The sequence below is a fragment of the Rhodoblastus sp. genome, from assembly GCF_052145335.1.
Classification (GTDB): Bacteria; Pseudomonadota; Alphaproteobacteria; order Rhizobiales; family Beijerinckiaceae; genus Rhodoblastus.
Window position 1 is genome coordinate 1 of sequence record NZ_JBKQOU010000290.1, and the last position, 11,622, is coordinate 11,622.

The 11,622-nt window shown below is 62.2% G+C and carries 12 protein-coding genes; 11 read left to right on the top strand and 1 reads right to left on the bottom strand.

All coding sequences use genetic code 11. The features are described from left to right. Window positions 1-1,566 (bottom strand): 4Fe-4S dicluster domain-containing protein (locus tag ACLP2E_RS17935; protein WP_442466714.1); only part of this gene is annotated, 1,566 nt, incomplete at its 3' end. Window positions 1,567-1,726: 160 nt separating this feature from the next. Here ACLP2E_RS17935 and ACLP2E_RS17940 point away from each other — a divergent pair. The 11 genes from ACLP2E_RS17940 to ACLP2E_RS17990 all read left to right on the top strand — a co-directional run. Next, complete coding sequence (locus ACLP2E_RS17940; protein ID WP_442461617.1) at window positions 1,727-2,644, top strand: uracil-DNA glycosylase; 918 nt, start codon at window positions 1,727-1,729, stop codon at window positions 2,642-2,644. After that, window positions 2,641-3,258 (top strand): ribonuclease HII, encoded by a 618-nt coding sequence (locus ACLP2E_RS17945; protein WP_442461618.1) that lies wholly within the window; start codon window positions 2,641-2,643, stop codon window positions 3,256-3,258. Before ACLP2E_RS17940 ends, ACLP2E_RS17945 begins: the two co-directional genes overlap by 4 nt. Before the next feature lie 231 nt (window positions 3,259-3,489). Continuing rightward, entirely contained in the window at window positions 3,490-4,695 is a 1,206-nt protein-coding gene (locus ACLP2E_RS17950; RefSeq protein WP_442461619.1) for a site-specific DNA-methyltransferase, read from the top strand. A 138-nt stretch (window positions 4,696-4,833) separates the two neighbouring features. Next, a complete protein-coding gene (locus ACLP2E_RS17955; protein WP_442461620.1) occupies window positions 4,834-6,267 on the top strand; it encodes a B12-binding domain-containing radical SAM protein in 1,434 nt (477 codons plus the stop codon). A gap of 208 nt (window positions 6,268-6,475) precedes the next feature. Further along, window positions 6,476-7,120 carry an outer membrane protein gene (locus ACLP2E_RS17960; protein WP_442461621.1) on the top strand — a complete coding sequence of 215 codons (645 nt, stop codon included), beginning with the start codon at window positions 6,476-6,478 and terminating at the stop codon, window positions 7,118-7,120. Window positions 7,121-7,163: 43 nt separating this feature from the next. Continuing rightward, window positions 7,164-8,162 (top strand): methylmalonyl Co-A mutase-associated GTPase MeaB, encoded by a 999-nt coding sequence (meaB, locus tag ACLP2E_RS17965; protein ID WP_442466715.1) that lies wholly within the window; start codon window positions 7,164-7,166, stop codon window positions 8,160-8,162. A gap of 10 nt (window positions 8,163-8,172) precedes the next feature. Beyond that, window positions 8,173-8,751, top strand: coding sequence for a pyroglutamyl-peptidase I family protein (locus tag ACLP2E_RS17970; protein WP_442461623.1), 579 nt, complete (start codon window positions 8,173-8,175; stop codon window positions 8,749-8,751). Between the two features lie 36 nt (window positions 8,752-8,787). Further along, the gene (locus tag ACLP2E_RS17975; protein WP_442461624.1) at window positions 8,788-9,480 is read left to right on the top strand and encodes a TerC family protein; all 693 of its coding nucleotides are present in this window, start codon (window positions 8,788-8,790) and stop codon (window positions 9,478-9,480) included. Then, complete coding sequence (locus tag ACLP2E_RS17980; RefSeq protein ID WP_442461625.1) at window positions 9,477-9,974, top strand: copper chaperone PCu(A)C; 498 nt, start codon at window positions 9,477-9,479, stop codon at window positions 9,972-9,974. Before ACLP2E_RS17975 ends, ACLP2E_RS17980 begins: the two co-directional genes overlap by 4 nt. 13 nt (window positions 9,975-9,987) lie before the next feature. Continuing rightward, complete coding sequence (locus tag ACLP2E_RS17985; protein WP_442466716.1) at window positions 9,988-11,166, top strand: glycosyltransferase family 61 protein; 1,179 nt, start codon at window positions 9,988-9,990, stop codon at window positions 11,164-11,166. 67 nt (window positions 11,167-11,233) lie between these two features. Next, window positions 11,234-11,622 (top strand): hypothetical protein (locus ACLP2E_RS17990; protein ID WP_442461627.1); only part of this gene is annotated, 389 nt, incomplete at its 3' end.

Below are 11,622 nucleotides of genomic sequence, written 5' to 3' on the forward strand. Positions count from 1 at the left end.
GTTGATGACGAAGCGCGGATCGGCTTTTTTGACCTCGTCGCCGTAAAGCACTTCATAGACGCCCGCCGGGCAGTAGAGCCGCGCCGGCTCGCCATAGAGCGGCAGGTTCTTCGCCACCGGAATGTTCAGATCGGCGAGCCTCAGGTGAATCGGCTGGTCTTCCTCGTGATTGGTGTTGGACAGGAACACCGAGGATAATCTGTCGAAACTGATCACGCCGTCGGGCTTGGGATAGACGATTGGCTTGACCTTCGACAAGGGTTTCAGCGAGGCGTAATCCGGCTTGCCGTGTTTGAGCGTGCCGAACAGGGTCAGGCCGAACAGATCGTTCAGCCACATTTCGGCCCCGCCGGCCGCGACGCCGAGATGAGTGCCGAGTTTCGACAGCAACGGCTTGACGTTGCGCACCTTCTTCAAGTCCTTGCCGATGGCGCTTCCGCGCCAGCCGGAATCGTAATCGGCCAGTTCGTCATGGGCGCGGCCGGCCTTGATTGCCCCGGCCGCCGCTTCCGCCGCCTGCATTCCCGAAAGCACCGCATTATGCGACCCTTTTATACGCGGCACGTTGATAAAACCCGCCGCGCAGCCGATCAGCGCGCCGCCGGGAAACGACAGTTTCGGGACGGATTGCCAGCCGCCCTCGGTCAGCGCGCGTGCTCCATAGGACAGGCGCTTGCCGCCGGCGAAGACGTCGCGGACCATCGGATGCGCCTTGAAGCGCTGGAATTCCTCGAAGGGCGACAGGGTCGGGTTCTTGTAGTTCAGGTGGACGACGAAGCCGACGACGATCTGGTTGTCCTCGATATGATAGAGGAAGGAGCCGCCGCCGGTTCTGCCCGATAGCGGCCAGCCGAAGCTGTGCTGCACCAGGCCGGGCTTGTGTTTCGATGGATCGACCAGCCACAATTCCTTGATGCCGATACCATATTTCTGCGGCTCCCGGCCGGCGTCGAGCTTCTGCGCCGCGATGATCTGTTTCGACAGCGAACCGCGCGCGCCCTCGGCAAACAGGGTGTATTTGCCGCGAAGCTCCATGCCTCGGGTGAAGGAGTCCTTAGGCTTGCCGTCGCGTCCGACGCCCATGTCGCCGGTGGCGATGCCGACGACCTCGCCCTTGTCGCCATGAAGCACCTCGGTGGCGGCGAAGCCCGGATAGATTTCGACGCCTAGCTCCTCGGCCCTGGCGCCGAGGAAGCGGCAGACATTGCCGAGCGAGCCAACGAAGTTGCCGTGATTATTCATCAGCGGCGGCATCACGACGTTGGGCAGGCGAACGCCGCCGGACGGACCCAGCAGATAAAAGCGGTCTTCGCTGACCTCTATTTTCAGTGGACAATCGGGCGCCTCGCGCCAGCCCGGCAACAGCTTGTCGAGGCCGATCGGGTCGATCACCACGCCGGACAGGATATGGGCGCCGATTTCGGAGCCTTTTTCCACCAGGACAACGGAAAGGCCGGGGTCGATCTGTTTCAGCCGAATCGCCGCCGCCAGGCCGGAGGGGCCGCCGCCGACGATCACCACGTCATAATCCATAGCCTCGCGCGGCTCGTTCCCGACTTTGCTCATCACTCTCTTCCCGGCGACGCTGATTTGTTGCGCCTTGCTTTGCTGGATTCATAGCGCTACGCGGCCTTGTCTCTTGTCTGTAGCCAATAGAGTCAATGCCCGCGTATTTAGTTCATACATAAACAATTGCGCGAAGGAAAGGGTGAAGCTAGAAACGTCCATGCCCATTCCATCCGCCCCGGATCACGAAAATCTCGCTGCGCTTCTGCGCTGGTACGTCGAGATGGGCGTCGATTGTCCGGTCAGCGAGCAACCACACGACCGTTTTGCCCTTTCGGCGCGGCAGAAATCGGCAAGGGTTGTGGAAGCCGCCCCGGAAGAGCCAACACCGCCTCCCCCCGCTCCCGCCCCGGAGGCGCCGCGTCCCGCCAAACGCGCAACGCAAAAAACCGACCTCGCGGCTGCTAATCCGGCGCAAGTAAATACGGCGCAAGTAAATCCGGGCATGGCGGCGGCGGCGCTTTCGCATGACGCCGCGACGAAAAACGCGCGCGAACAGGCGGTGAGCGCCGGCACTTTGGCCGAGTTGCGAGAAAAACTGGCCGCCTTCGAAGGTTGCGCGCTGAAAAACTCGGCGACCAATCTGGTTTTCGCCGATGGCGCGGAAAATGCGAAGATCATGATCGTCGGCGAAGGGCCGGGCGCCGAAGAGGACAGGATCGGCAAGCCCTTCGTCGGCCGGGCCGGGCAGTTGCTCGACAAGATGCTCGCCGCCATCGGCCTCGACCGCACAAAAGTCTATATCGCCAACGTCGTGCCCTGGCGACCTCCCGGCAACCGGCCGCCGACGCCGCAGGAAGTGGCTTTGTGCCTGCCCTTCGTCCGCCGCCAGATCGAACTGGTCGCGCCGGATTTTCTCGTCCTGCTCGGCGCCTCCGCCGCCCAGACCCTGCTGAACGAAAAAGAGGGGATCATGCGGCTGCGCGGCCATTGGCGCGAAGTCGAATTCGGCGGCCGAAAAATTCGGGCGCTGCCGATGCTGCACCCAGCCTATCTGCTTCGGGCGCCGCTGAAAAAGGCCCAGGCCTGGCGTGATCTGCGCGCCCTCAAGGCCGCTATTGAGGAGAGCGAGGCTTGAGCGCGCATTTCGAACTCGAAACCGTTCTTCTCGCGCAGGGTATCGGCCTGATCGCCGGCGTCGACGAGGTCGGGCGCGGCCCGCTCGCCGGCCCGGTCTGTGTCGCCGCGACGATCCTCGACCGGGACAATCTGCCTGAGGGCCTCGACGATTCGAAAAAACTCTCCGCCGCGCGGCGCGAGGCGCTTTATGAGGAAATTTTCGCCCGCGCCCTGGCGGTTTCGGTGGTTTTCGCGCCCGCGGCGGTCATCGACGCCATCAACATCCGGCAGGCGACTTTGGCGGCCATGACGCGGGCGGCGCAGGCGCTGTCCATCGCCCCGCAATTCGTGCTGGTGGACGGCAACGACCTGCCAAACCTGCCCTGTCCGGGGCGCGCAGTGATCGACGGCGACGCCATCAGCCTGTCCATCGCCGCCGCCTCGATTGTCGCCAAGGTGGCGCGCGACCGGCTGATGGCGCGGCTAGACCTGCTTCATCCCGGCTATGGTTTTTCCGATCACGCCGGCTATTCGACGGAGGCGCATCGCGCGGCGCTGCAAAGGTTGGGCCCTTGCCGCGAACATCGGCGCAGCTATGCCCCGATCCGGCTCCTCATCGGAATTGATGCCTGACGCAACGAGCGTCTTATAATTTCTTAACAACTCAAGCTGGCGCGGCGCGGTTTCATCTTCACCGCCTGTTAACGCTTGTCGTCCATGCCGGCCGCCGTTGGGTAATCCTCAGAATTCGTTAAGCCTTACGTGCGGAAAAGGGACATAACCCCGCGCCTTACTTAAACCTGTTCTTTACCGCGTTGCGCGTAGTTTCGTTTTGTCAGTCAGTCGCGTTGTGGTTTTGAGTTCATGAGTATCCTTCGCGCCGGGACGGCCGGTTCCAAAGTCCAGAAATTGGTTTCGCGTACTGGACCAAGGACGGCTGGCCGTCCGGAAACGGACGGCAAGCCCCGGTTTGCGAATGGAACTCTGCCCCTGAACAGCATATTGACCGGCGATTGCATCGAGGCGATGCGCGCCCTGCCGGAATCCAGCGTCGATTTGGTCTTCGCCGATCCTCCTTACAATCTTCAGCTGGAAGGCGGCCTGACCCGGCCCGACCAATCCGAGGTCGATGCGGTCGACGACGACTGGGACAAATTCGCCTCCTTCGCCGATTACGACCGTTTCACCCGCGACTGGCTCGCCGCCGCGCAAAAGGCGATGAAGCCGGAGGCGACGATTTTTGTCATCGGCTCCTACCACAATATTTTCCGTGTCGGCGCGATCCTGCAGGACTTGGGTTTCTGGATTCTCAACGACATCGTCTGGCGCAAGGCCAATCCCATGCCTAATTTTCGGGGGCGGCGCTTCACCAATGCGCATGAAACCATGATCTGGGCGTCAAAAAGCGCCGGGGCGAAAAACTATACTTTCAATTACGATGCGTTGAAGGCCGGCAACGAGGACCGCCAGATGCGTTCGGACTGGTTCTTCCCGATCTGCACCGGAGCTGAGCGGCTCAAGGACGTGGCGGGGCGGAAAACCCATCCGACGCAAAAGCCCGAAGCGCTTCTCGCGCGCATCCTCATGGCGGCGTCAAAGCCCGGCGACGTTGTGCTCGATCCTTTTTTCGGCTCGGGAACCACCGGCGCGGTCGCCAAGAAGCTCGGCCGGCATTTCATCGGCTGCGAGCGCGACGAAATTTATATCGACGCGGCGCGCGCCCGCATCCTCGCCGCCGAACCGATGGACGATGCGGCGTTCAGCACGCCGCTCGGCAAGAGGCAGGAGCCCCGCGTCGCCTTCGCCAGCCTTGTCGAGGCGGCGATGATCCCGCCCGGAACGATGTTGTTCGACCAAAAGCGCCGCCACCAGGCGATGGTGCGCGCCGACGGCGCCGTTGCTCTCGGCGACATCGTCGGCTCGATCCACAAGATCGGCGCGCTCACTCAAGGCCTCCCGGCCTGTAACGGCTGGACATTCTGGCATTTCGAGCGCAACGGCGAAAAAATCTGCATCGACGAATTGCGGGCCCGCTACCGCGAAATCGCGAAAGTCGCCGACGAAGCGTGAACGGGACCGTTTACCGGCCTGGCGGATGGTGTCCGCCTGCTCCGGGATAACCATCACGACGATCAAACGCAAAAACACGGAACTCCCGCGAGCCCCTGTCGTTGAAGGACGACGGTCAACCCGCTCCGGAGTTTGCCTTTGGGCGCGCGCGTAGTTCACCTCATCAATCCGAAGACGGATTCGTTGACGACCCGGCCGATCTATTTGAATCGAGCTCTCTATTCTCCCTTGGCGGGTTTGCTCGCCGTGGCCGCCTGCATTCCACGCGATCAATATGAAGTGGTGCTGACAGACGAGAACATCGAGACCATCGACTTCGACCTGAAAGCCGACCTCGTCGGCATTTCGGCGATGACCAGCTACGTCAATCGCGGCTATGAAATTGCCGATGCGTTTCGCGCCAGGGGCGTTCCCGTCGTAATGGGCGGCGTCCATCCCAGTTTCATGGCTCGGGAAGCCTTGACCCATTGCGACGCGGTGGTGGTCGGCGAGGCGGAACTGGTGATGGCCAAGCTGCTCGACGATCTGCGAAACGGCTTTATGCGCGGGCTGTACAAGTCGCCGACTTTGCATTCGATGGCCGGCATGGCGATGCCGCGCTACGATCTGCTCAAGAAGAATCGCTATGTGAACAAGACTTTTGTGCAGACGTCGCGCGGCTGCCATACCGGCTGCACCTTCTGCGCCGAGCCCCTGATGAACGGCCTCAAATTCCGTTACCGTCCGGTCGATGAAGTGATCGCGGAAATGGAGGCGTGCGGTTCGCGCACGATTTCGATCAATGACGCGGATTTCTTCGGCACGCCGGAGCGCCCGAAGGAAGTGATGCGCGCCATGAAAGGGCGCGGATTTCATTGGCAGGCGGGCGTGACGTCAAAGTTGGCGGAAGACGACCGCATGCTCGAACTCGCAGCCGAAAGCGGCTGCACCATGCTCAGCATCGGCTTCGAGTCGATCAATCGCGAAACGCTGAAAAGCGTCCACAAGATGGTCAACCAGCCGGATCATTTCGCCACCCTGGTGGAAAAGATCCATTCCTACGGGATTTCGGTGTTCGGCCTGTTCATGTTCGGCTTTGACGGCGACGACACGTCCGTTTTCGATGAGACGGTGAAGTTCAACATCAAGACCGGTTATGACGCCTGCGCCTATTCCGCGCTGACGCCCTATCCGGGCACATTGACCTGGTATGAAATGAAGAAGGCGAAACGCATCGTCTCCTATGACTGGACGATGTACGATCAAGGCCACGTTGTGTTCCGGCCGGCGAGTATGCAGCCCGACGAGCTGCGCCTGGGACTCGACGGCGCCTACAAGGGCTTCTATTCGGCCAAGTCGATCGCCAGCCGATTCCCCCTCAAGGGCAAGAGGAATCGCGCCCAGTGGATGGTCTATAATCTGTTCATGCGCAAAGCGTCGAAGACCGAGAATATCGAGTCGATCGCCCCGGCGACGCCGGAGCCCGAGTTGGCGCCGAACCCGCCTATCTTGCCGATCAAGCGGGAATGGCGCCAGGCCGTGCTCGAGGCGATCGAGCCGGAGGCGGCCGCCTTCCGGCAGTCGGCCGAATAACACTCTTGAGCCTCAATTCAGCCCCATCCGCATGGTCCCGGCGGCGCCGGCGACGGTGATCGGCCTCGAAATGTCCTTGTCCGAGGCGCCATGCAGGATTTTATGCGGGGTCCGCGTCCAAGCCGGAAGGTGGCGGGACTAAGGTTTCCTGCCACGTTGTCGCCAGACTTGTCAGCGATTACACTGGCGCAAAATCCGTGAGGCCTGAATGATCCGCGCCGCCATCTGCTTTCCGCCGCTACTCTGTCTGGCCTTGGCTGCGCCCGTCCAGGCCGCCGACCTGCCATATTTCGCCGGCGGCGAACCGCCGCCACTGGTGACGACAAGCCAGGCGGAGGCCGAGGCGGCGGCGCAGAAAAATCCCTGGACCGGCCTGACCATGGGCACGGAGGCCTATGGCGTTTCCGGCATGGGGCATGGGACCCACGGCGGTTTCGGAGGCGGCGGATTTCTTGGCTACAACAAGGAATTCGACAATAATATCGTGGTCGGCGTGCAGGGTGGCGTCGGCTATCTGCCGGGCCTCTCTAATTACGGCCCGCGCGGCTATAATTACGGCATGGCCAATGTCAATGTGGGCTACGATATGGGCCGCTTCATGCCCTATGTCACCTTCGGCGTCGGCACGGCCAATGCGACCAACGGCTTGAACAGGGCGCCGGCCGGCCTCGATTCGCTCAACAATCTTTTCAGCCGCAACTCGCAATCGACCACGCTGACCACCGTCGGCGCCGGCTTCAATTACGCCATCACCGATCATCTGATGGTGGGCGTCTCGGTCAACGCCGTGCAGGCGCATGGCGGCGGCTATGGCGGCCCGGCTTTGCAGCCCGGATCGGCGGGGATTCCGTAAGAGGGCGCCTTTCGTCGCGGCGCCGGCCCGCCTATAAAGCGGCATGACCGTCTCTCATCGTCCTGGCGCCATCGACATCGCCGCCCTTGCCGAGCGCCTGCGCGCCGGCGACCGCGCCGCCCTGGCGCGCGCCATCACGCTGGTCGAAAGCCGCAAGCCTGAGCATCAGGCTTTGGCCCGGACGCTGGTGCAGAACCTGCTGCCCTTCACTGGTTCGGCCATGCGCGTCGGCATTACCGGCGTGCCGGGCGTCGGCAAATCGACCACCATCGACACTTTGGGCTCCAATCTCGTCGCTGCCGGCCACAGAATCGCGGTGCTGGCTGTCGATCCCTCCTCGAGCCGCACGGGCGGCTCGATTCTCGGCGACAAAACCCGGATGGCCCGCCTCTCGGCGGAGCGCAACGCCTTCATCCGCCCCTCTCCCTCTTCCGGCACGCTCGGCGGCGTGGCGGCGAAAACGCGCGAGACCATGCTGCTGTGCGAGGCGGCGGGTTTCGATGTGATTTTGGTCGAAACCGTCGGCATCGGCCAGTCGGAGACGGCGGTGGCCGACATGACCGATTTCTTCCTGGTGCTGATGCTTCCCGGCGCCGGCGACGAATTGCAGGGCATCAAGAAGGGCGTGCTGGAACTCGCGGACATGATCGCGGTCAACAAGTCGGAAGGCGAGGGCCGCAACCGCGCTGTCGCCGCGGCCGGCGAATATCGCGCGGCCTTGCACATCATGCAGCAGGCCTCGCCGAACTGGTCGCCGCCGGTGGTGCTGATTTCCGGCCGGGACAATATCGGGCTGGAGGAAATGTGGGCGCAGGTGATCGAGCATCGCCGCCGTTTTGAGGCTTCGGGCGAAGGCGCCAAAAAACGCCGCGACCAGCAGGTGAAGTGGATGTGGACCATGCTGGAGGATTTCTTCTTCTCGCGCCTGCGCTCCAACGCTTCCGCGAAAGCCCTGCTGCCGGAACTGGAGCGCCAGGTGGCGGAAGGCGCCCTGTCGCCGACCGTCGCGGTGGAGAAGATCGCCGCCGCCATTGGCCTTTGAGCGTCCGAACATGCGCAAATCGTTGCTGATTGCCGGTTTTGGCGCCTTTCCCGGGCAGGCGGCCAATCCGGCCCAGATCCTCACCGAGGATTTACGCCGGCGGAAAAACGCCTTCGCCCTCGCCGGGATCGACCTGCATGTCGCGGTGCTGCCGGTCGAATTTGAGGCGCTGTCGCCAAGGCTATGCCGCCTGTTCGCCGAGACCGGCCCGGACGCCGTGCTGCTGCTCGGCGTAGCGGCAAGGCGGAAAAGACTTTCGGTCGAAACGCTGGCGCGCAACCGCGTATCATTGTTGCGCCCGGATGCGGCGAAACAGTTTGCCTGGAGCCGTTCCATCGTCCATGGCGCGCCGGAGTTCTTGCACAGCCCTTGTCGGGCCGCGCGCCTCGTCGCTCTGGCGCGAAAAAGTGGCGTTCCCGCCGCTGTGTCCCGCCACGCCGGCGATTACCTTTGCAACGAAAGCTTATACCTCTCGTTGTTGATGGATCGGCGCGCATGTTTCGTTCACCTGCCGGATTGGCGCGGCGCGCAATTGAACCGCGCGGCGCGCGCCATCGAGGGCATGGCGAAAGCGCTGGCCTTGGATTGATTTTTTTGCCAGTTTGGCGCCCGGAGAGAAACGACCATGGACGTCTCGCAGTCGCTCGCCAGCCTGATCGAGATTGTCTGGCTGGATTTCCTCTTGTCCGGCGACAACGCCGTAATGCTCGCTTTGGCGACCCGCGCCTTGCCGCAGGAGCAACGGCGCTCCAGCGTGTTGCTGGGAACCGTGCTGTTCATCCTTCTGCGTGCGGCTCTGGCCTTTGCGCTGCTGGCTTATGGCCGCCTCGCCGGGGTGGGGCTTGTCGGCGCGATGGTGCTGATCTGGGGGGCCGTGTCCTTGGCGAGGCGTGGCGAAACATCGGCGGCGAAAGCGCCGCTTCGCAGCCTGTCGGCGGCGCTGTTGGCCTGCCTGGCGATGGACGCGCCGATCGCCTTGCAGAATATGGTCGGGGTGCAGGCGGCGGCGCAGGGTTCAAGGCCGCTGATCCAGTTCGGCCTGGCCTTGTCGATTCCCTTGCTCGCCTTGGGTTCGGCGGGTTTCATCAACGTCCTGCGCAAGCCGCCGCTGGTTTGGGCGGGCGCGGGGCTGCTGGGTTGGCTGGCCGGACAAATGGCGGCGGCAGACGCCCTTGTTCTCGCCAGCCCGCTGCCGCTTGTGTACACGGGTGAATTCGCGCCGCCGGCAGGAGCTGTTCTTGCGATGGCGCTGGCCTATGCTTTTTGGCGCGCACGGGACGATAAGGGCGTGGGGCTGCAACAGGGGAGAGAACGATGATCTTTTCGCGCAAGGCTTTTTGGGCTTCAGCTGCGCTAGCGGCGGGGCTTTTCGCCAGCGCAGCGCTGGCTGCCGACATCAAGGTATCCGCGCCTTGGTCGCGCGCCACCGTGCGCGGGGCGACCGTCGGCGTCGGCTTCCTGACCATCGAGAACAAAGGCGCGGAGCCGGATCGTCTGCTCGGCGGGACCAGCGACGTGGCCGAAAAACTGGAAATCCACGAAACCAGGTCCGAGGGCGGGGTCATGAAAATGCGCGAGCTGCCCCAGGGAATCGAGATCAAGCCGGGCCAGACCGTCGTTTTGAAACCGGGCGCCACTCATCTGATGCTGGTCGGCCTGAAAGCTGCAATGTTTCCAGGCGGGGTCGTCCATGCGACCCTGAATTTCGCCAAGGCCGGTCCGATCGCCGTCGATCTGCCCGTCGAAGGATTTGGCGCGACCGGGCCGATCGCTGCGCCGCCGCCGGCCGAGCCGCCGCAGATTTCCTATTGAGCGAAAACACGGAATGGAATTTTCCGCGCGTAAAAACTTTCGCTGGCGTCTGCTCCCGTTCGGGCGCTGGCGGCTGGCCTGGACTTCTTTTGCCCGCCGACAGGCGCGGATCGTCGCCGCCTCCGACGCCGCCCGTATTTTTTACCCTCTGCCGCCGGAACAGGCCTACAGGCGGCAAAAGCCGTGCATAAAAAAGGCGCCGACGGAATTCTATCCAGCGATCGACCGTCTTTGCTCCATGCCGGCGTCGCCGCCGCCGGGAGGCGTGGCGACCTTTGACGAGGCCTGCGCCATAGGCGGTGGCGTCCTGCTCACCAGGGACGGCGAAATTATCGCTGAAAGCCTGACCAACAGCGACGATACGCAGCAGTTCAAGCCGTTTTCGCGGCTGGGCGGCGGCCTGACAATCCGTATCTGGCCGCTGAGACCGATCCGTTTTCTGTCGGGCGAAACGATTTATCTGCGCCAGTTCTGGGACGGCAATTACGGCCACTGGCTGGTCGAGTTGCTGCCGCGCATCGCCATAGCCGCGCAATTTTGCGATTTGACGCAATGCCGGATCGTCGTCACCGCCAAGACGGGAGGCATGAGCCGCGTCTATCTTGACAGCCTGGCCTTGTTCGGCGTCAAGCCCGAGCAGATCGTCGGCATGCGGCGCGGCCCGATGATTTTCGAGCGGTTGCATTATCCGCTGCCGGTCTCGCAACATCCCTGGGTCAAGTCGCCTCGGGCCATCGAACTTCTGGAAAGCCTGCCAGAAAAACTGGGAGCAAAACGCGACGGTCCGAAACGGCTTTATGTCACGCGCAATTCCGGCAAGAGCCGCCGCTTGACCAATGAAAAGGACATCCTCTCGTTGCTGCGTCCGTTGGGTTTCGTCAGCGTCGATCCGGGAAGATTATCCTTCGCCGATCAGTTGCGGATTTTCGCTGGAGCGGAGCTGATCGTGGGCAATTGCGGCGCAGGCTTGACTAGCCTGGTGTTTTCGCCGCGCGGCGTGGGAGTTTTCGCTTTGACCAGCCCGTTCATGCAGGACGATTTTTTCTGGGATCTGACCGATCTGAAACAGGGCCGCTTCTTTTCCCTTCATGGCGAGGCCACTGACCCGGCGCGCCGCTCAAAATCAGATTTTTCCATCGACGTCGCGGCATTCAAGGCGATGCTGCCGGAATTTCTGGCGGAGGCGGGTTAACGTGCGATGTCATATTTTTTCAAGAAATACAGACCGTTATCGCTCCGTCATACTTAGTTGAAAATTCTTGACATTTTTTATCTATGAGCGTTATTTTTTTAACTGTATTTTCGAAATGTTTGCGTGCTGGCTAATTTATATTGGGAGCTTCAGCGTGGTCCGTACGCAGCAATGCAATAAAAATCGCAATGCAAACTTGTTGCTGTCGCGAGCGGCGGACGGTTCTCTCTCTGTGTTGCTATTGGCATTGATGTTTGCGTTTATGCTCGCAACAGGAGCAAATTCCGCTGCTGCTCAAAATAATCATGGCGCCGAAGAAGAGCCTTTGTCGGAAAGGCAGGAATTGGATCGCGCGCCGGACGGCGAACCCGGGTCAACTGCGCCCTATCCGCCACCTTCGCCGGAAAGGCAGGAATTGGATCGCGCGCCGGACGGCGAACCCGGGTCAACTGCGCC